The 20366-nt window shown below is 62.7% G+C and carries 18 protein-coding genes; 11 read left to right on the top strand and 7 right to left on the bottom strand.

All coding sequences use genetic code 11. From position 1 onward, the window contains the following. Nucleotides 1-114: 114 nt before the first annotated feature. Complete coding sequence (locus EN885_RS05145; protein WP_127288399.1) at nt 115-699, bottom strand: TetR family transcriptional regulator; 585 nt, start codon at nt 697-699, stop codon at nt 115-117. A gap of 82 nt (nt 700-781) precedes the next feature. On the opposite strand from EN885_RS05145, the gene EN885_RS05140 reads away from it, so the two are divergent. Then, nucleotides 782-2029 carry an NAD(P)/FAD-dependent oxidoreductase gene (locus EN885_RS05140; RefSeq protein ID WP_245493006.1) on the top strand — a complete coding sequence of 416 codons (1248 nt, stop codon included), beginning with the start codon at nt 782-784 and terminating at the stop codon, nt 2027-2029. Between the two features lie 99 nt (nt 2030-2128). Here the strand turns inward: EN885_RS05140 and phbB are convergent, their stop codons facing one another. Then, nucleotides 2129-2854, bottom strand: coding sequence for an acetoacetyl-CoA reductase (gene phbB, locus EN885_RS05135; protein WP_095487354.1), 726 nt, complete (start codon nt 2852-2854; stop codon nt 2129-2131). A gap of 204 nt (nt 2855-3058) precedes the next feature. Further along, a complete protein-coding gene (locus EN885_RS05130) occupies nt 3059-4243 on the bottom strand; it encodes an acetyl-CoA C-acetyltransferase (protein ID WP_095487352.1) in 1185 nt (394 codons plus the stop codon). Nucleotides 4244-4541: 298 nt separating this feature from the next. Here EN885_RS05130 and phaR point away from each other — a divergent pair, with 298 nt between their 5' ends. Next, nucleotides 4542-5153: a polyhydroxyalkanoate synthesis repressor PhaR gene (phaR, locus tag EN885_RS05125; protein ID WP_095487350.1), complete on the top strand. Its 612-nt coding sequence runs from the start codon at nt 4542-4544 to the stop codon at nt 5151-5153. A 94-nt stretch (nt 5154-5247) separates the two neighbouring features. Here phaR and EN885_RS05120 read toward each other — a convergent pair whose 3' ends face one another. Further along, the gene (locus EN885_RS05120; RefSeq protein ID WP_127205831.1) at nt 5248-5691 is read right to left on the bottom strand and encodes a hypothetical protein; all 444 of its coding nucleotides are present in this window, start codon (nt 5689-5691) and stop codon (nt 5248-5250) included. A 172-nt stretch (nt 5692-5863) separates the two neighbouring features. Between EN885_RS05120 and EN885_RS05115 the strand changes: the two genes are divergently transcribed. From EN885_RS05115 to EN885_RS05105, 3 genes are all read left to right on the top strand, one after another. Then, complete coding sequence (locus EN885_RS05115; RefSeq protein WP_245493005.1) at nt 5864-6448, top strand: TetR/AcrR family transcriptional regulator; 585 nt, start codon at nt 5864-5866, stop codon at nt 6446-6448. 202 nt (nt 6449-6650) lie between these two features. Further along, nucleotides 6651-7433, top strand: a complete 783-nt coding sequence (locus EN885_RS05110; protein ID WP_095487344.1) for a 3-hydroxybutyrate dehydrogenase — start codon at nt 6651-6653, stop codon at nt 7431-7433. 47 nt (nt 7434-7480) lie between these two features. Then, on the top strand, nt 7481-8611 hold the full coding sequence (locus tag EN885_RS05105) for a patatin-like phospholipase family protein (protein WP_127288401.1): 1131 nt from the start codon (nt 7481-7483) through the stop codon (nt 8609-8611). 14 nt (nt 8612-8625) lie between these two features. On the opposite strand, the gene EN885_RS05100 is transcribed toward EN885_RS05105, so the two are convergent. After that, nucleotides 8626-9225: a TetR/AcrR family transcriptional regulator gene (locus EN885_RS05100; protein ID WP_095487342.1), complete on the bottom strand. Its 600-nt coding sequence runs from the start codon at nt 9223-9225 to the stop codon at nt 8626-8628. 117 nt (nt 9226-9342) lie between these two features. Here EN885_RS05100 and EN885_RS05095 point away from each other — a divergent pair, with 117 nt between their 5' ends. The 5 genes from EN885_RS05095 to EN885_RS05075 all read left to right on the top strand — a co-directional run bounded on the left by EN885_RS05095 (nt 9343) and on the right by EN885_RS05075 (nt 17121). Continuing rightward, nucleotides 9343-9804 carry a (2Fe-2S)-binding protein gene (locus EN885_RS05095; RefSeq protein WP_095487340.1) on the top strand — a complete coding sequence of 154 codons (462 nt, stop codon included), beginning with the start codon at nt 9343-9345 and terminating at the stop codon, nt 9802-9804. 2 nt (nt 9805-9806) lie between these two features. Continuing rightward, nucleotides 9807-12080 (top strand): xanthine dehydrogenase family protein molybdopterin-binding subunit, encoded by a 2274-nt coding sequence (locus EN885_RS05090; RefSeq protein WP_095487338.1) that lies wholly within the window; start codon nt 9807-9809, stop codon nt 12078-12080. Nucleotides 12081-12480: 400 nt separating this feature from the next. Beyond that, complete coding sequence (locus tag EN885_RS05085; RefSeq protein ID WP_095487673.1) at nt 12481-13662, top strand: efflux RND transporter periplasmic adaptor subunit; 1182 nt, start codon at nt 12481-12483, stop codon at nt 13660-13662. Nucleotides 13663-13664: 2 nt separating this feature from the next. Further along, a complete protein-coding gene (locus tag EN885_RS05080) occupies nt 13665-16841 on the top strand; it encodes an efflux RND transporter permease subunit (protein ID WP_128241728.1) in 3177 nt (1058 codons plus the stop codon). A 121-nt stretch (nt 16842-16962) separates the two neighbouring features. After that, nucleotides 16963-17121, top strand: a complete 159-nt coding sequence (locus EN885_RS05075) for a DUF3309 family protein (RefSeq protein WP_077375416.1) — start codon at nt 16963-16965, stop codon at nt 17119-17121. Nucleotides 17122-17191: 70 nt separating this feature from the next. Here EN885_RS05075 and EN885_RS05070 read toward each other — a convergent pair whose 3' ends face one another. Next, entirely contained in the window at nt 17192-18157 is a 966-nt protein-coding gene (locus EN885_RS05070) for an NAD-dependent epimerase/dehydratase family protein (protein ID WP_095487334.1), read from the bottom strand. A gap of 94 nt (nt 18158-18251) precedes the next feature. Here EN885_RS05070 and EN885_RS05065 point away from each other — a divergent pair, with 94 nt between their 5' ends. Beyond that, nucleotides 18252-19163: a LysR family transcriptional regulator gene (locus EN885_RS05065; RefSeq protein ID WP_128241727.1), complete on the top strand. Its 912-nt coding sequence runs from the start codon at nt 18252-18254 to the stop codon at nt 19161-19163. On the opposite strand, the gene EN885_RS05060 is transcribed toward EN885_RS05065, so the two are convergent. After that, the gene (locus tag EN885_RS05060; RefSeq protein WP_128241726.1) at nt 19121-20317 is read right to left on the bottom strand and encodes an MFS transporter; all 1197 of its coding nucleotides are present in this window, start codon (nt 20315-20317) and stop codon (nt 19121-19123) included. The two genes, EN885_RS05065 and EN885_RS05060, sit on opposite strands and share 43 nt — an antisense overlap. Nucleotides 20318-20366 lie beyond the last annotated feature (49 nt).

Raw genomic sequence — 20366 nt, 5'->3', positions numbered from 1 at the left:
GGCTGCGCGACCGCCGTTAACCTTTGCGTGCCGCTTCGGCACAAATCGGCCTCCCGCAATCGGTCGGCAGCAGTCGTTGCAGGACCAGACTCGGCCACCCGCTGAACGGCAGGTTCAAGATACGTCCTCTCCCACGACATAGCGCTGCAAAGTAGGGCCGATGTTCTGGATGATCTCGTCGTGGGACAGGGCGACGACGGGCGGAAGCCGCAGCAGGTATCGGCACATCGCCAAACCCAGCAACTGGCTCGAAACGAGCCCCGCCCGTCGGCCGGCGTCGGCGGGGTCGGCGACCGCCGCGACCACCGGCCTCACCTGGTTGCCAAATACGTCGCGCAACTTTTCGGCAGCGAATTCGTTCGACGTCGCCGAACGCAGCAGAATGGCCATGCCAGGACCGCTGGCCGGGCTCTCCCAGATTTCGAGAAAACGCCTGATCAACGTTTCGCCGACGGCGTTTCGGTCGAGCACCCGCAGTGCCGGCAATTGCAAGTCGATTACCGCCGCCCTGGCGAACAGCTCGTCCTTGCTGCGGAAATAGCGGATCACCATGGCCGGATCGATCGAGGCATGCGCGGCGACGTCGCGGATGGAGGCGCCGTCGTAGCCGTGCTCGGCGAACAGAAGCCTCGCGGCCTTAAGGATTTGGGCGCGCGTGCGGTCCGACTTGCTGGGTTTCTTCGGCTGATTCTCGGTCATGAAAATTCATATGCCAACGACCGTTGACAAATGCAATAGGTCCAACTAGAAAGTCAACGATCGTTGACAAATGGAGAGAGAAATGTTGCCCGATACAACAGATACAACAGAAGTCCTGATCATTGGCGCCGGCCCGACCGGCATGGCGCTGTCCATCGTGCTGCACCAGGCCGGTGTCGATCATGTTCTGATCGACAGACTGGCGCAGGGGCTTCAGACCTCGCGGGCTGGCGTCATCCACGCCCAGACGCTGGAATCGCTGGAGCCTCTCGGCGTCACGCAGCGGCTGAGCGAACTTGCGCTGAAGCTGCAGAATTTCGCTATTCGCGACCGCAATCGGGCGCTGCTCAAGCTCGATTTGGGCAAGCTTCCGTCGAGGCATCCCTATTTGATGATGCTGCCTCAGAACCTGACCGAGCAGGTGTTCGCCGAACGGATTGCCGCCCTTGGCGGCGTGGTTCACCGCATGGTCGAGGCCAAGGCGGTCGTTCAGGGCGTTGACGGCGCGCGCGTGACGGTGGTCGAGAACGGCCTCGAGAAACTGATAGCGGCGCGCTATGTCGTTGGTGCCGACGGCATTCACAGCCTGGTGCGTAAGTCGACCGGCATCGAGTTCGACGGCGCGGCCTATGACGCTTCGTTCGTACTCGCCGATGTTCGTCTCGACTGGCCGGTTGGGCCGACCGAAGTGTCGCTGTTCTTTGCACCAGCCGGGCTGGTGGTGGTGGCACCGCTTCCGGACGGATCATACCGGGTCGTCGCAACCATGGATGATGCGCCGGAAAAGCCCGAGGTCGCCGACATCCAGGCGCTGCTCGACAGCCGTGGACCGACCAAAAACAGAACCCGGGTGCTCGAGCTGTCGTGGAGTTCGCGTTTTCGCGTGCATCACCGCCTGGTCCGCTCGTACCGCAAGGACCGGTTGTTCCTCATGGGTGATGCCGCGCACGTGCACAGCCCGGCGGGAGGGCAAGGCATGAACACCGGCATCATCGACGCGGTCGTGCTTGGTCAGTTGCTTGGCGACGTGGTGAACGGCGTGCGCCCGGAAGCGGAGCTCGACCTCTACGAAGCGCTGCGGCGTCCTGCGGCCCAAGAGGTGCTTGAATTGGCGGGCACGATGACCGAGATGGCGCTTACCCGCAGTCCGGTGAAGCGGTTCGTCCGCAATCTCGTGCTTTCCGTGCTGAACCTCAACCCATTCCTGAAGCGTCGCATCGCCTTGAAACTGTCAGGCCTCAGCCGGGCGCCGCTTGCCCGCCTGCCCGCACACCTTCGCGCGAGCCAGGTCCGATCGCCCAGACCAAGCCTGCAGCCGAACCAGGGCTGAAGTTTGTCGCCTGACAGCCGCGATTATCCGGGCCAGCGTCGATCTTGCCCGTACCGGCCGCTGGAGTGGCAGATCAATTATCGGCGAGGAGCCGACGCCTCAGGCGATATACTGACCGCCATTGGCTGATATGGTCGAGCCGGTGATGAAGCCGGCATCGTCGGAAGCGAGGAAGACGACGCAGCGTGCGATCTCTTCCGGTTCGCCGAGGCGGCCGACCGGGATCTGCGGAATGACACGCTCGTTGAGCACCTTTTCATCCATCGCCCTGACCATCTCGGTGGCGATGTAGCCGGGGCAGATGACATTGACGGTGATGCCGGCCCGCGCCCCTTCCTGTGCGAGCGCCTTGGTGAAGCCGATGTCGCCGGCCTTCGACGCCGAATAGTTGACCTGGCCGGCCTGTCCCTTCTGGCCGTTGATCGAGGAGATGGTGATGACGCGGCCGAACTTGCGGTCGCGCATGCCGCCCCACAGCGGGTGCGTCATGTTGAAGACGCCCGACAGGTTGGTATCGATGACCTCTTTCCACTGCTCGCGCGTCATCTTGTGGAACATGGCGTCGCGGGTGATGCCGGCATTGTTGACCAGAACGGAAACCGGGCCGAGATCGGCCTCGATCTGCTTGATGCCGGCGGCGCAGGCATCGTAGTCGGCGACCGACCATTTGTAGACCGGGATGCCGGTCATCGCGTTGAATTTTTGCGCCGCTTCGTCATTGCCGGCGTAATTCGCGGCAACCCTGTAGCCGGCGTTTTTCAGTCCGATTGAAATCGCGGCGCCAATACCGCGCGACCCGCCGGTGACGAGTGCTACCTTTGTCATGCTGTCCTCCCCTTTCTTAATTCGTGCGTGGCAGGCGGGGAACGCTCTAACGGCGATTGAGCCCCGTTCGCCACCGACTATTTCACGGCTTGCCTGGTGCATGAACCCCGAAAATCGAAATCGATTTTTCGGAAAGGATTATGCGCAAGCTCAAAGTGCTACAGCGTGCGCGTCCCAAGGGACGCGCGGCGCTGTAGCCTGTCTTCACAGCGCTTCCACGCACATAGCAACGCCCATGCCGCCGCCGATGCACAGCGTGGCGAGGCCTTTCCTGGCATTTCTGCGGCGCATCTCGTAGACCAGCGTGTTGAAGATGCGGGCCCCCGAGGCGCCGACCGGATGGCCGATGGCGATGGCGCCACCATTGACGTTGACGATGGACGGGTCCCAGCCCATGTCCTTGTTGACGGCGCAGGCCTGCGCGGCGAAGGCCTCGTTGGCCTCGACCAGGTCGAGGTCGCCGACCGACCAGCCGGCCTTGGCCAGCGCCTTGCGCGAGGCGGGGATAGGCCCGGTGCCCATGATCTGCGGGTCGACGCCCGCGGTCGCCCAGGAAACGATGCGCACAAGCGGCGTGATGCCGCGTTTTGCGGCTTCGGCTTCGGTCATCAGCACCACGGCAGCGGCGCCATCGTTGATGCCGGAAGCATTGGCTGCGGTCACGGTGCCTTCCTTGTCGAAGGCGGGCTTGAGCTTGATCATCGCCTCGATCGTGGCGCCGTGGCGGATGTATTCGTCCTGGTCGACAATGGTGTCGCCCTTCTTGCCCTTGACGGTGAAGGCAACGATCTCGTCCTTGAATTTTCCGGCCTTCTGGGCGGCCTCGGCCTTGTTCTGCGAGCCGACGGCGAATGTGTCCTGGTCGTCGCGGGTAATCTGGAACTGCCGGGCAACGTTCTCCGCCGTATTGCCCATGTGGTAGCCGTAGAAGGCATCGGTCAGGCCGTCCTTGATCATGGTGTCGATCAGCTTGAAGTCGCCCATCTTGACGCCGCTGCGCAGGTGCTGCGCATGCGGCGCCATCGACATCGATTCCTGACCGCCGGCGACGATGATTTTTGCATCTCCTATAGCGATCTGCTGCATGCCAAGCGCGATGGCGCGCAGGCCCGAGCCGCAGAGCTGATTGAGGCCCCAGGCGGTCGCTTCCTGCGGCACGCCGGCCGCCATCGCCGCCTGCCGTGCCGGGTTTTGGCCTTGAGCCGCGGTCAGGATCTGGCCGAGGATCACCTCATCGACCTCCTTGCCGTCGACGCCGGCACGGGCGAGCGCTTCCTTGACGGCGACGGCGCCCAGTTCATGGGCCGGTGTGTTGGCAAAGGCGCCGTTGAAGGAACCGACGGGCGTGCGCGCCGCACTGGCGACGACAATGGCATTGGAAGCGGGCATGTTCTTCTCCAGACTTCAGGGGTCGAATTTGAGGCGCGGTTAGGGACTTTTCTTGCCCTTTCCGTGACCCAAGTCAAACCGGAAATGGGCATGCCGCCCATGCGCGGCAAGCAGGTTGCGCGTCGCCATGGAAACAGCCCGCCCGTTGCCGCGCAGCATATTTAGGCTGCCGTGCAGCATTAATCGATCCCGCACTGCACAAACCACTTGGAATTGTGACGCTTTTGCGCATATCCTTGAAAAGCGCAATCGTTACCGGCCGCTTACTCAAGTGCGCCGGTGTCCCGGGAGGATACTGATGGCCGCGAAAGACGAACCGATTATCATCAAGAAATATGCCAATCGCCGCCTCTACAACACCGGCACCAGCACTTATGTGACGCTCGAGGATCTTGCCGACATGGTCAAGAAGGGCGAGGAGTTCACCGTCCAGGACGCCAAAACCGGCGACGACATTACCCATCCTGTGCTGACCCAGATCATCTTCGAGCTGGAGAACAAGGATGGGCAGAACATGCTGCCGATCCCGTTCCTGCGCCAGTTGATCGCCTTTTACGGCGACCAGATGCAGATGATCGTGCCGAGCTTCCTCGAGCAGTCGATGATCGCCTTCTCAAAGGAGCAAGAACGCTTCCGCGAGCAGATGAAGGGTGCCTTGGGCAAGTCGCCGCTGGACATGATGAAGATCGCCACGCCGATCAAGGCGCTGGAAGAGCAGACGCGCCGCAACATGGAGATGTTCCAGAATGCCATGCGCCTGTTCACGCCCTTCCCACCCGCAGGCTCGAATGGTTCGTCTGCGCCGCCGGCAGAGCCGGCCAGGAAAGAAGGGTCGGAAAAACCCGATGACCTTCAGGAGTTGAAGGAACAGATCGCCGCCATGCAGCGCAAGCTCGACACCATGTCGTGATCACTGGCCGGACAAGGTCCGGCCGAAACCATCCTCTGCAGCCTTGTCAGAACATCTCCGCCTCGAATGAGGCAGAGATGCCATCCGGCCCACGCTATTTCGTCGTCACGGTCACCAGGGCGGTAACGGGTTTGCCGTCCACAAGGACGGGCTTGTGATGATCATCGGCAAGCAGGATGCCGATCACGTGCTTGCCGGCGGCATCCGGGCAATGGCCGAAACGAGCCTTGATAAGATCGCCGCCAAGGTCGCTATTCATGCTGTTGTATGGCCTGCCGGGGATGTTGCAACTGTCTCCGTCGGGATCGATCTTCATATGCACGTGGCCGCATTGGCTGTTGTCGCCGCATTTGCCTGCAGGAAGCAGCGTGAGGTTGCTCCTGACGATGACGCCTATCGCCTTTTCCGCATCATTGCCGAGCTCGATGACCGAACCGGCGGCCGGCCAAACAATTTCCAGGGTAGGCCGATCTTCGGCCTGGGCAGACCCGAGCAATAAGGAGAAAGCGAGGGCAGTCGTTGCGATGATGCGATGCATGGTAACCTCCGTTGTTGTGTAATCACCGATTACATATGAATCGCTCCGGAGCAAGAAAATAATCAGTGATTACATTTTGGCCTTGTGCTATTGGAAAGGCATGACCAGCACCACGGATTCCGGCGAAGCCGCCAACCCCAAGCGCTATCATCATGGCAATCTGGTCGAGGCTTTGATCGCTGCAACCGTGGAGATCATCGAAGAGCGCGGCGCGGAGCATGTGTCTGTGCGCGAGGCCGCAAAGCGTGCCGGCGTTTCGCCCGGCGCTCCATTCCGGCATTTTCGGTCGAAAACAGCACTGCTGACCGCAGTCGCCGAACAGGCCATGAGCCGGCTGACCGAGGCCGTTGCCGATGCGCAGTCAAAAGCCGACAGTGCAGATCCCATTGCGGCCTTCGAAGCAATCGGACAAGGCTATCTGGAATGGGCGATCAGCAATCCCACGCATTTCCAGATCATCAGTTCTCGAACGCTGATTGATTTCGACGCGTCGGACAATCTTCGTGATCAGAATGAAGCCATTCGCCGGAAGATGATCGACCTGCTGACCCAGGCGCAAAAAAAGGGTCGGCTTTCCCCGGACACCGACTTCGATCATCTGGTGCTTGCCGCACGTGCCTTTGTCTATGGGTTGGCGCGCATGGCGATTGATGGCCATTTTCCGGAGTGGCATCCGTCGGAGCAGCCGTCCCTCGCCGTGCGGAGGGCCCTGCGTCTTTTCATGAGCCAGATGACCATTTCCAAAACGCGGTCTTAGGAACACCCCAAAGAGGCTCCCCGGGATCGCTGACGAAACTGTTTTCACAGGGCCTGTCAGGCGCACAACTTCGACTGAGGCCGGCCTCTTCATGACAAAAATTTCATGTCGTCGCCGATCCGTGCCGCTGTTCTTGCGCGGCACGAGACATATATGCTGCACTGCAATATGCTTCCGTTAGCACCTACCGAAGGATTCCGCCTTGCCCAGCAGAAAAACCGCCATCGTCACCGGGTCTACCTCGGGCATCGGTCTGGCCATCGCCCATGCGCTCGCGGCGGAAGGCTACAACGTCGTCGTCAATTCCTTTTCCGACACGGCCGACGACCGGGCCATCACCGATGCGATCGCCAAACATCACAAGGTGAAGGCCGCCTATATCAAGGCAGACATGTCGAAACCGGCCGAATGCCGGGCGCTGGTTGCGAAGGCAGCCGAAACATTCGGTTCGGTCGACATACTGGTCAACAATGCCGGCATCCAGCATGTCGCGCCGGTGGAAGAATTTCCGATCGAGAAGTGGGATGCCATCATCGCCATCAATTTGTCGTCGGCCTTCCACACCATCGCCGCCGCCATCCCGCTGATGAGAGAAGCCGGCGGCGGCAGGATCGTCAACATCGCCTCGGCCCACGGGCTGGTCGCCTCGCCGTTCAAGTCGGCCTATGTCGCGGCCAAGCACGGCATCATGGGGCTGACCAAGACCGTCGCTTTGGAGCTGGCGCGCGACAAGATCACCTGCAACGCCATCTGCCCCGGCTATGTGCTGACGCCGCTGGTCGAGGCGCAGATCCCCGACCAGATGAAGGCGAACAAGATGGACCGCGACACGGTGGTCCGCGAGGTCATGCTCGAAAAGCAGCCGACCAAGGAATTCGTCACGGTCGAGCAGGTTGCCGCTGCCGCGGTGTTCCTGTGCTCGGATGCGGCAGCGCAGATCAACGGCACGCATATTTCGGTCGACGGCGGCTGGACCGCCCAGTGAATTTGGGCGCGCAAAACACATCTGGCCGACAAATCAAGGGCAACGCCATGACGACAAACGGCAAGGCGGAGGAGCCTAAGAAGATCAACGTCGCGCTGCAGGGCGGCGGCTCGCACGGCGCCTTTTCCTGGGGCGTGCTCGACCGGCTGCTTGAGGACGGACGGCTCGACATCGCGGCGGTTTCGGGCACCAGCGCCGGCGCCATGAACGCGGTGGCGCTGGCCGACGGCTTCGTCCGCGGCGGCGTCGAGGGCGCGCGGCGGAAACTCGACGATTTCTGGCGCGCAGTGGCGCTGAAGGGGCGGTTCAGCCCGGTGCAACGCATGCCGTGGGACGTGGCCTGGGGCAACTGGTCGATCGAGAATACGCCCGGCTATCTCTTTTTCGACACCATGTCGCGGGTGTTCTCGCCCTATGTCGCCAACCCGCTCGGCCTCAACCCGCTGCGCGACGTGATCGAGCAGGAGATCGATTTCGGCAATGTGCGCGCCTGCAAGTCGATGGAGTTGTTCATCTCCGCGACCAATGTCGAGACAGGGCAGTTGCGCGTCTTTTCCGATGGCGAGATCGACCTCGACACGGTGATGGCGTCGGCCTGCCTGCCGCAGCTGTTCCGCGCCGTCGAGATCAAGGGCGTGCCCTACTGGGACGGCGGCTATGGCGGCAATCCGGCGCTGTTCCCGTTCTTCAAGACGGCTGCCACCGAGGATGTGCTGTTGGTGCAGATCAATCCGGTGGTCCGCGAGGGGACGCCGAAGAGCGCCAACGAAATTCAGAACCGCATCGACGAGATTACCTTCAATGCCGGGCTGCTGCGTGAATTCCGTTCGATCGCCTTCGTCAAGGAACTGATCGCCGCCGGCCGGCTGCCGCATGGCGAATACCGCGACATCCGCATGCACCGGATCGATGCCGACGAGGCGTTCAAGGACCTGTCGGCGTCGTCCAAGGTCAATGCCGAATGGGCGTTCCTGACCTATCTGCGCGACCTTGGCCGCACCGCCGCCAGCGACTGGCTGGAGGAGAATTACGACGCCGTCGGCAAGCGGCCGACGCTTGATCTCTCAGGCGAGCTCGACGACGGCTTCAAGCCGGTGCGTGGTCCGGCACCGGGCCGGCGGGTCAAGGAGTTCCTCGCGGCACGCAAGAAGCCGGAGGCGGCGCGCCGCCAAGCCTGAGGCATTTGGAGACGTCAGCCTTTTTTCAAGGCTAGATCGATCACCCTGATCAGTGCGGCCGCCGCTTGCCGCTGTTCGTCAGGATCGCTGATGCGCGTCTTCATGCCTTCCAGCCCGTCGAGCAGCATGTCGGCCAGCAATTTTGCCGACAGGCCCTTGGCGGTGAGATCGACGCCATTTTCGACGGCCTCGTCCTCGATTGCGGTTGCGACATGCTCGACAAGGCCGCCGCGCCAGCATCCGACCAGATCGGCCACGCTCGATTTCATGTCGAGGAGTTCAGCGCCGTGCGGCGAGGCGTGGACGGTGCGCATCATCGAGATCAGCGCTTCGTCGATGGCCCGCGTCATGCGCTCGGCGAAGGCGCCGTCGCCGGCAAGCGCCGCTTTCGCCTGCTCGATCGAACGGCCAAGCAGCATCATGGCGATGGCGCGGTAGATGTCGGTCTTGTTCTTGAATTGGAGATAGAGCGCCGGCCGCGACATGTCGGCGGCCCGCGCAATGTCGTCCATGGTGGTGCGGGCGAAACCATAGGCCAAAAACACCTTCATCGCGCCGTCGAGGATACGGGCGCGTTTGGGGTCTATGTCGGCGATGTCTTCGATCTCGATCATGGTGCAACTTTATCCTGCAAAAGCTCTGTTGACAAAATAACGAAATTTGTCAAGATGTTTGAGGGACGAAGCGAGCGCTTCTCCCTTGGGCTGTGGACGACAACGAAGGGTATCCCCATGCGCCTCACCGTCGACGGGCAGGCATTCGATATCAATGCCGATCCCGAAATGCCGCTGCTGTGGGCGCTGCGGGATCTCATGGGCAAGACCGGGCCGAAGTTCGGCTGCGGCATTGCCGCCTGCGGCGCCTGCACGGTGCATGTCGACGGCCAGCCCGTGCGCTCCTGTTCATTGCCGGTCGGTGAGGTCACTGGCGCGGTCATCACGATCGAAGGCATCGGCACCGAAGGCAGACTGCATCCGGTACAGCAGGCATGGCTGGAAGAGCAGGTCGCCCAGTGCGGCTACTGCCAGGCCGGCCAGATCATGAGCGCGGTGGCGCTGCTCGACGAGGTTGCCGACCCGACCGATGCCGACATCGACAATGCCATGGGCGGCAATCTCTGCCGCTGCGGCACCTACCCGAAGATCCGCGCGGCGATCAGACGAGCGGTCGTCCTCAAGACGGCGGGGATCTGACCATGGCCAGTGTCGGAAAGATCGCCCGCCGCACGTTTCTCATCGGCGCGGCTGCCATCGCAGGCGGCGTCGCCGTCGGCTACTATTACTACCGCAAACCCTATCCGAATCCGCTGGAAGGCGATCTCGTCGCTGATGAAGCGACCTTCAATCCCTATGTGAAGATCGGCGCCGACAACACCATCACCATCGTCGCGCCGCGCGCCGAGATGGGCCAGGGCATCTCGACGACGCTCGCCGCCATGGTTGCCGAAGAGCTCGATGTCGGGCTCGACCAGGTCAAGGTCGAGCACGGCCCGGCCTCCTACGCCTATTACAACTCAGCGATCCTGGAAGAGGGCGGTCCGTTCGCCTTCTTCGACGAAAGCATGACCGCGGAAGTAGTGCGCGCCGGCATGGGCGTGGTCGGAAAATTCCTCGCCCTCCAAGGCACCGGCGGCTCGGCCTCGACGCGCGACGCTTTCCTGAAGATGCGGCAGGCAGGTGCCGCCGCGCGGCAGATGCTGATTGCAGCGGCCGCGCAAAAGCTCGACATAGCTGCCGCCGATCTGGAAACGGCGAATGGCTCGATCCTGCACAAGGCGTCGGGCAAGTCGGTGACCTATGGCGCTGTCGCCGCGACCGCTGCGACGATGGCGCCGCCTGCGGATGTCCGGCTCAAGGACAAAGCTGACTGGAAACTGCTCGGCAAACCGCAAAAACGCATCGACATGCCGGCCAAGGTCACCGGGGCGCCGATCTTCGGCATCGACGTGACGTTGCCGGACATGCTGTACGGGACGATCAAGATGAGCCCGCGCTTCTGGGCCAAGCCGGTCAAGGCGGACCTCTCCAAGGCCGGCAAAATGCCGGGCGTGATCAAGATCGTGCCGATCGAAACGAATTACGGCCACGGCTTCGGCATTATCGCCGAAAACACCTGGGCGGCATTCAAGGCGGCGGAGGCGATCGACGCCGAATGGGCCGATCCCGAATATCCGTTGGACAGCGCCGCCATTTCCGAGGTGCTGAAGCAGGCGCTCAGCACCAAAGGCTCGGTGATGCGCGACGATGGCGATGTCGATACCGCCTTCGCCGACGCGCCGCGCGAAAAGATCGTCGAGGCCGACTATACGGTGCCCTATCTGGCACATGCGACGATGGAGCCGATGAACGCCACGGCGCGGTTGAAGGACGGCGTCCTCGACATCTGGTGCGGCAATCAGGCGCCGACCTTGGTGCGCCAGCTTTGCGCCAGTGTTGTCGGCATCGAGCAGGACAAGGTCAACGTCCACACCACATTCATGGGTGGCGGCTTCGGTCGACGTGTCGAGGTGGATTATGCGCTCTGTGCCGCGCTGATGGCGAAGGAGACCGCAGGCCGGCCGATCAAGGTGATCTGGACGCGCGAGGAGGACATGCGCCACGACGCGTACCGGCCAGCCGCGATCGGCAAATTCCAGGCGCGGCTTGGCGGCGACGGCATGCCGGTCGCCGTCGACATGACAATCGCCTCGCCATCGCTGATAGCCAGCACCTTGCGCCGGCTGTTTCCCTCGATATCGCCGCTCGGCCCCGACAAGTCGATCGTCGACGGAGCCCATAACCAGCCCTATACGATCCCGAACTACCGGGTGACTGGCGTCGCCGCACCCGTCTCCATCCCTGTCGGCTCCTGGCGATCGGTCGGCAGTTCAATCAACGGTTTCTTCCATGAAGGATTTCTGGACGAGATCGCCGTCGCCGGGAAAACCGATCCAGTCGAATTGCGCAAGAAGCTGATGGCTGCCTATCCGGCAGCGGTGAAGGTGGTCGAGAAGGTCGCCGAATTGGCAAAATGGGGTGAGGCGCTGCCCGCCGGCAAGGCCAAGGGCATGGCGTTCACGCTGTCCTTCGGCAGTTGGGTCGGCGAGATTGTCCAGGTCGCCGACACGCCAGCCGGAATCCGCATTGAGAAGGTGTGGATCGCCGCCGATGTCGGCACCGCACTCGATCCTGGCATCATCGAGGCGCAGCTCATCTCCGCCGCCATCTATGGCCTGTCGGCGGCGATGGCTCAGGAAATCAGCTTTGCCGACGGCATGGTCGAACAGTCGAATTTTCACGACTACGATGCCATGCGCATCTCCCAGTGTCCGGCGTTCGAAGTCGCAATACTGGAGAATTTTCACAAGATGGGCGGCGTCGGCGAGGTCGGCACGCCGCCGGCGGCACCGGCACTCGCCAACGCCATCTTCGCACTGACCGGCAAGCGCATCCGGACACTGCCCATGTCGAGGGAGGTGACCTTCGCATGAAACTGGTTTCCACCATGCTGACAGCTGCTGCCACGCTGTTTCGATGGCGCCTTTCCCAACGGCACCGGAAAGCCGAACACAGAACCGATGATGGTCGACGCAACCAAGGGTTTGCCCGAGGAATGCGGTCTACACGGTACTCTTGCATCCGCGTTGCGCCGAGTGCGATGTCGCAGACGAACGGCCGCGCTTGTCCGGCGCGCCTCATGGCGGCGAGCGCGTCCTGCCCAGCGAAGTAATAACCCATCAACTTTTCTGACTATATTGCGGTGCAACTTTGATGTAGAAGCTCGTTCGCCGATCACGGCAAGTTGAACACGGCCTTGCGCGCACCCATATCGGCGACGCGCCGAGTTAGAAGACGCGGCCTGGCCGATTCCCGCGCACTGGAAAAACGATGATGCCGAAATACAGGTTTCACAAGCTTGCAGCCATTGTTGTGCTTGTCGGGTTCGCTGCCTGGATGGTGACGGGCGAGTTCTCGTCCGTCGGGAGCGCGTCTGCCGACAACAAGCCCAAGGCAGGCGAAGTCGAGCAGCCAAACACGGCTGACGCGGGTAAGCCCAAGCCCACTGAGGCAGAACAGCCAAAGGCAGCCTTACGCACCGTCGCGGTCATAACCCCGCCGCGGCGCACCTATGCGCGCGCCATCCGGATTTCCGGACTGACCGAAGCCGATAAGCGCGCGGTCCTGGCGACGCGTGTCGCCGGCGTCATCGACAAGCTGCCGGTCAAGCAGGGACAGCGCGTCAAGACCGGCGACCTCGTGCTGATGTTGGCAGCCGAGGAAAAGCTTTCGGCGGTCAGCAACGCCAAGCAGCTTTTGGTTCAGCGTCAGGCCGAACTCGATGCAGCGTTGCGGCTGATGAAAACCGGCAATCTGCCCAAGCTGCAGCTCGACACGGCCCGCTCCAACCTTACGCTGGCCCAGTCGCACCTGGAAGCCGCGCAGGCCGAGCTCGACCGCAACGAGGTGAAGGCGCCGTTCGACGGCGTCATCGACCGGGTGCCGGTGGAGCTTGGCAGTTCCGTGATGCAGGGCGGTGAGGTGGCGACCATTCTGAAGCTCGATCCGGTAATTGCCCGCGGCGAAGTCAGCGAACGCGATCTCGGCTTTCTGAAGAATGGCGACAAGGCAAATGTACGGTTGGTCAGCGGCCAGAATGTCGAAGGGACCGTGCGCTACATCAGCCGCGACGCCTCCTCCGCCACCCGCACCTTCCGCGTCGAGATCGCAATCCCTAATCCCGAAGGCACCATCCCAGCCGGGATGACGGCCGAGATCGCGCTGAGCGCGCAACCGACCGACGCCGTCATGCTGCCGCGATCGGTGGTCACGCTCGGCGACAAGGGCGATCTCGGCATTCGCGCCGTCGATAAGGACGACAAAGTCGTGTTCTTCCCGATCGACCTCGTCGACGACACGCCAACCGGCCTGGTGCTCGGTGGCATCCCTGCCGATGCGCGCGTCATCGTCGCCGGCCAGGAACTGGTGAAGGAAGGCGAAGTTATCAAGCCGGTCGAGGCCGATCAGGCGACCATTCAGAAGCTGTTGGGCGAAGCGACGGCCGGGACGCAATAATCATGGATATCGTCAAGCTCGCAATCAACAATGCCCGGCTGACCATTTCGGTCCTGATCTTCCTCATCCTTGCGGGTGCGGTCGCATATCAGTCGACGCCGAAGGAAGCGGAACCCGACGTTCCGATTCCGATGATGTATGTCAGCCTGATCTATCAGGGCATCTCGCCTGAGGATTCGGAACGCCTTCTGCTGCGGCCGATGGAAGCCAAGCTGAAGAGCCTCAAGGGTCTCAAGGAGATGCGCTCGGCCGCCTTCCAGGGCGGCGGCTATGTGCTGGTCGAATTCCATCCGCAGACGGATCTGGCGACGGCGTTGCAGGACACACGCAGCAAGGTCCAGGACGGTAAGGCCGACCTGCCGCAGGCAGCCGAGGAGCCTGTGGTTACCGAAGTCAACATCTCCGAGTTCCCCGTCATGGTCGTGACGCTGTCGGGCGAGGTGCCCGAGCGCGTGCTCACGACGGCGGCGCGCGAGTTGCGCGACCGCATCGAGGAGGTGCCCGGCGTGCTGGAAGGCACGCTGCAAGGTGCCCGCGACGACCTCGTCGAAGTCGTCATCGATCCGATGAAACTATCTTCCTACGGGCTTCAGCTCGAGCAGCTGATCGGTGCGGTCGGCGATTCCAACAGTCTTGTCGCTGCCGGCAACATCGAAGGGTCCGAAGGCAAATACGCGATCAAGGTGCCTTCGCTGATCGAGACGCCGGAGGACGTGGCGGCGCTTCCGATCGTCGCCGGCCCCAATGCCGTGGTGCAGGCCAAGGATATCGCCACCGTCCGCTCCACCTTCAAGGACGCCGAGACGGTGACCCGTCTCGACGGTAAGCCGGCGATCGCCATCGAGGTGAAGAAGCGCATCGGCTCCAACCTGATCGACACGATTGCCAAGGTCAGGGAGGTGTCCGACGCCTTCATAAAGACCATGCCGGCAGGCATGCATGTCACCTACACGCAGGACAAGTCGGTCTTCGTCAACCAGTTGCTCGGCGATCTGCAGAACCACGTCGTGATCGCCGTGATCCTGGTGTTCATCGTCATTCTCTACGCGCTGTCGGGCCGGGCCTCGGTGCTGATTGGCCTCGCCATTCCATCGTCTTTCCTGATCGGCATCCTGCTGTTGGCCATGATGGGCTACACGATCAACATGATCGTGCTGTTCAGCCTCATCCTGGCGGTCGGCATGCTGGTCGACGATGCCATTATCGTCACCGAATTCGCCGAGCGGCGCATGAGCGAAGGCATGCCGAAGGCAGAGGCCTTCGAGCTTGCCGCCAAGCGCATGGCCGGTCCGGTCATCGCCGCGACGATGACGCGCATCGCCGCCTTTTCGCCTCTGCTGTTCTGGCCAGGCATCATCGGCGACTTCATGAAATACATGCCGATCACGCTGATTGTCACGCTTTCGGCCTCGATGCTCTATGCGCTGGTCTTTGCGCCGACGCTGGGCGCCTTGTTCGCCAAGGCGCCGCCCCATGACGAGGACGACAACCGTGATGGCTGGTACATGGCCGTGGTCAAGCAGGCGGTGCGCTTTCCCGTCACCGTGCTTCTGCTCACCGTCGCGCTTTTGTTCGGTGTCGGCTTTGCCTATTCGAAATACGGCGCAGGCGTCGAGTTCTTCCCGAATGTCGAGCCTGACTACGGCCTGCTCTATGTGCACGCCCGCGGCAACCTTTCGCTCGCCGAAATGGATGCCTCCACAAAGATCGCCGAGGACCGGCTTCTCGGCTGGCCAGGCGTGAAGTCGGTCTATACCCGTGTCGGCAAGACGCAAGGCGGTGGCCAGGACATACCTGAAGACGTGGTCGGCGTGATCCAATACGAATTCGTCGACTGGCGCGAGCGCAAATCGGCGAATGCGATCCTGGACGAACTGCGCGGCGTCATGGCCGGCATTCCCGGCGTCGACGTCGAGGTTCGCGTGCCCGAGGCCGGCCCGCCCACCGGCAAGCCGATCCAGATCAGGCTTTCGGCCGTCGATCCGAAAGATCTCGACGACAAGGCGCGCGCGGTCGCCGCCCGCATTGCCAAGGTGTCCGGTGTGATTGACATTTCCGACGGCCTGCCGCCGCCCGGCGTCGACTGGGCGCTTGAGGTCGATCGCGCCAAGGCGGCACAATACGGCATCAGCCCGACCTCGGTCGGAACGGTGGTGCAATTGGTGACGAATGGGCTGAAGCTCAGTGAATACCGGCCAGCCGGGGCGGATGACGCCGTCGACATCAGGCTGCGCCTGCCGGAAGACCGGCGCACACTGTCGGCGCTCGACGATCTCAGGGTGCAGACCTCGCAAGGCTCGGTGCCGATCTCGAATTTCGTCGTGCGCAAGCCGGAGCCGACCGTCGGCATCCTCAACCGCATCGACGGCGCGCGCACGGTGGTCATCCAGGCCAATGTCGCCGCCGGCGAACAGGTCGCTGCTGTCCAGCAGCAGGTCACCCAGGCCGTCGCCGACATGGACCTCGGCAGCGGCATACGCTGGAAGCTCGCAGGCTCGAACGAGGACAGCGCGGAGGCCAGCGCCTTCCTCAGCAAAGCTTTCGGCGCCGCGATCTTCCTGATCTTCATCGTGCTTCTGGCGCAGTTCAACAAGTTCACCAGCGTCTGGCTGGTGCTGTCCTGCGTGGTCATGGCGACAATCGGCGTGTTCCTGGGACTTCTGATAACAGGGGAGACCTTCGGCATCGTCATGTCGGGCATCGGCGTCATCGCGCTGGCCGGCGTGGTGGTGAACAACAACATCGTGCTGATCGACACCTATGACCGGCTGCGGGAAGAGGGCTGGGATAAGGTCGAAGCGGTTCTGCAGACGTGCCGCGAACGCGCGCGCCCCGTCGTGCTGACCGCCGTGTCGGCGATCCTCGGCGTGCTGCCGATCGCCTTCGGCCTCGGCCTCGAAATCTTCCATCACGAGACGACGATCAACGCGCCGTCGACGCAATGGTGGATTTCACTGTCCTCGGCGATCGTCTTCGGCCTGTCCTTCGCCACCGTGCTGACGCTGGTGGTGACGCCGTCGATGCTGATGGTGTTCACCCGGGCCAAGGTCAAGCCCGGCGCACGGCGCGGCTGGCTCAGCCGCTTGTTCGGGCGCGGCAAGGGTGCGATCTCGCCGGAGGAGTCGACACCAGAGCTGGACGCCGAACCGGCGATCGCCTTCCCGAAGGCCGCCGAATAGGCCGATTTTGCTTGGAGTGCCGCGCGTCCATTGGACGCTCAAAGAAGAGGCCGCTCGGGAACAACCGGGCGGCCTTTAGCATTGTAGCGGTATAGTAGCACCTCATGGCGAGGAATCTCTCATGACGCTCAGCACCATTCTCATCATTATTTTGATCCTCATCCTGATCGGCGCAGTGCCGACGTGGCCGCATTCGCGATCCTGGGGCTATGGCCCTTCCGGTATCGTCGGCGTCATTCTGATCGTGCTGCTGGTGCTGCTGTTGATGGGCAGGATCTGAAGCCTTGTGCGTACGGCAAGCCGCGGAGGCCTATCGGCCGCCGCTGCTTCTCCTGATCAGGCATCTTCTGTCAGGCGGCGATCCGGTTGCCTCCTGCACCGGCGGTTGGAATGCCGATGTCGTTCAGGGCATCCGCGATGGCTTTATCCAGCTCCGTATGCGGGATCGTGCCAATGATGCCTTCCAGCCTTGCCGAGGTTAGCTGGTGTGGCTCGAAGCGGAGATAGGACATCGAGACGAGCTCGCGCCACATCGCCACGAACGGGCTGCCGGCGCGCAGCACCCACCACGGCATCGACGTTAGTTTCAGCGTGCGCCCCAGGGCCTGTTCCGCGGCCGCTTTGATCTCCAGATCGGTGACGGCGTGGCCCGGAAAGTTCAGCGCCTCGTAGGAGCCGAGCTTGTTGAGGTTTTCGGTCAATCCGACGAAAGCCTTGGCCAGGTCTGGCAGATAGGCCCATTCATGCACGAGATCGGCCGGTCCGGGGGCCGTATAGACACCCTTGTCCATCTTGGCGGCCACAATCAAATCGAACCACGAGCCGGTGCCGGTGCCACCAAAAAAGTCGCCGGCGCGCAGCAGAATGGTCCGCACGCGGCCCGCTTCAGCCTCGCGGCGAAAGAGGCCTTCCATGGCGACGCGGATGCGGCCCTTTTCGGTCGTCGGGAGAAATGGCGTGTCTTCGGTGATCACCGCCGGCATCGGCGAGCCGTAATTGTAAACGTTGCCTGGAGCGAGGTGCAATGCGTCGTTCGCCCGGCACGCGGCCATGACGTTCTCCGCCATCGGCAGGCACTTGCCCCAGTCGGTGTAGATCGGGTTGAGGCCGTTGAAGATGATGTCGACGCCTTCGGTGGCGCGGATAAGCGCTTCGCGATCAAGGCCATCGCCGGCGACGGCCGTGGCGCCGGTGAGCTCTGCCGGTATCCTGCCGCTGCGGGTGATGGCGCGGACATCGTAGCCAGCGTCGATAAAGGCCTTGGCCACCACGCGGCCGAGCCGGCCATTGGCACCCAGAATTGCGATCTTGGTCATTTTTCGTCTCCGTGTTTGCGTTACGTTCACAATATGATCTGCTCGCAAACGAATGGAAATTGACTGAATTTGGAGATCTGATATTCAGTTCTGAATGGAAATCGACTGGAACCTAATCAAGAGTTTCGTCACCGTGGCGGAAACCGGCAGCCTGTCTGCTGCCGCGCGCAAGCTGGCTGCAAGCCAGCCGACGCTCGGCCGCCATATCGCCGAGCTGGAGCAGGCGCTCGGCGTCACCCTGTTCCGGCGCGGGCGGCGCGGCTATGCGCTGACCGAAGCCGGTAGCACGCTCTATGAACGCGGCCGAGCGGTAAGCGAGCAGGCGAGCGCCTTTTCGCTTTTGGCACTGGGATCGGTCGAGGCGATCGAGGGCACGGTGCGGATTGCCGCCAGCGAGGTGGTGGCGGCCTATGTCCTGCCCGAGATGACGGCGCGGCTGGGTGCCGAGGAGCCCTGCATCGAGGTCGAGATTGTCGCGTCGAACCAGGTTGAGAACCTTTTGCGCCGCGATGCCGATATCGCCATCCGCATGGTCAAGCCGGCGCAGAACGAGCTGGTGGCGCGCAAGGTGACCGACATTCCGCTCCGCGCCTGCGCGGCAAAATCCTATCTCGACCGACGCGGTCGTCCGCTCAAGCCCGGCGATCTCGTCGGCCACGAGCTGATCGGCTTCGACCGCAGCGACGAGATCATTCGCGGCTTTGCGCAGTTTGGCGTCCCGCTCACCCGCAATGCCTTCCGCTTCAGGACCGACAACCAGATTGTGCTGTGGGAGGCGGTGCGGGCGGGAAACGGTATCGGTTTTGGCCAAGAACCGCTGGCCGACCGCGATCCGTTGGTGGAGACATTGCTGCCGGGCCTCGCGCTGCCGACGCTGCCGGTATGGCTAGCCATGCACCGCGACGTGCGCACCAGCGTGCGCATCCGCCGTGTCGCGGATTTTCTTTATGAGGAGTTGAAGCGCTATTCGGCTGGTGCTGCGTCGGGAGCGAATTCGGCGCGGTGAGCGAGCCCGGCCATCAAAAATACGACGACCAGCAGCCCCGACAAAGCGACGAAGATCGGACCGAAGCTTGAGTGCTCGGCGATGAAGCCGATTGCCGACGGCGCCACCAGAATGCCGGAATAGCCCATTGTGGTGACGACGCTCATGCCGGTGCCGGACGACATGCCTTCCTGGTTGCCGCCGGCCGAAAACAGGATCGGCACCATATTGGCGATGCCGAAGCCGCAGAAGGCAAAAGCCGCGATGGCGAGCCAGGGCGAGGGCGCCAGCCCGGCCACCAGCATGCCGGCAGCGGCGATAAGGGCCGAAACGCGCAGTGTCGTCACCGCACCGAAGCGGTTGCGGACGCCGTCGCCAAAGAAACGCATCACGGCCATGATGCCGGAAAAGGCCGCGTAGGCAAGGCCAGCGATGGCAAGATCGGCGCCGAGTTCCTGCTGCAGATACAGCGCCGCCCAGTCGAGCACCGCGCCCTCGGAGATCATCGTCATCAGCGCCATCAGCCCGACCAGATAGACCAGCGGATTTCCAGGCAGGGCAAATTTGCGCTGCCCGGTGCCCCTTGATGGTCCTCGGAGCGGCTTGTCCTCGGCGATCAGATAGCGGACTGCCACTGCAATCAGGGCGAAAGCGAACGCCGTCACTACGATCGCATGGGCGAGATGACCATAGTTCTGGATGGCGAACCCGCCGAGAGCGCCGCCGGCGAAACCGCCAAGGCTCCAGAAGCCGTGGGAGGACGACATGATGGCGCGGGACAACCGCCGTTCCACCACCACCGCATTGGCATTCATGGCGACATCCATGCCGCCGATCGAACCGCCGAAGATGAACATGGCGATGGCCGCAAGCGGCACATTGGGCGCGAGCGCCACAACCAGCAGGCCGAAGCTTCCGATGAGACCGAACCAGCGCAGCACGGTGCGCGACCCATGCCTGGAGATCAGGTGGCCGCACCAGGTCATCGCCGTGACCGCGCCGGCGCCGAACAGCAGGATCAACAGGCCGAGCGTGAACTTCGAGATGTCGAGCCGGGTCAGGAACACCGGGATCTGCGGCGCCCAGGCGCCGGTCAGAAAGCCGTTGGCCAGGAACATGGCCGCCACGGCCCATCGTCCACGAATGGCGGTCTGCATGATTTTTTGCGCGTGCATCGCGTAGAATCCGGTCTGAAAATGGCCTCGCGAGGCAAATTAGATCGAT

Source organism: Mesorhizobium sp. M6A.T.Cr.TU.014.01.1.1 (genome assembly GCF_004022765.1).
Lineage (GTDB): Bacteria > Pseudomonadota > Alphaproteobacteria > Rhizobiales > Rhizobiaceae > Mesorhizobium > Mesorhizobium mediterraneum.
Note: the sequence above shows the minus strand (reverse complement) of the source record. Positions and strands in the feature narration are given on the sequence as shown.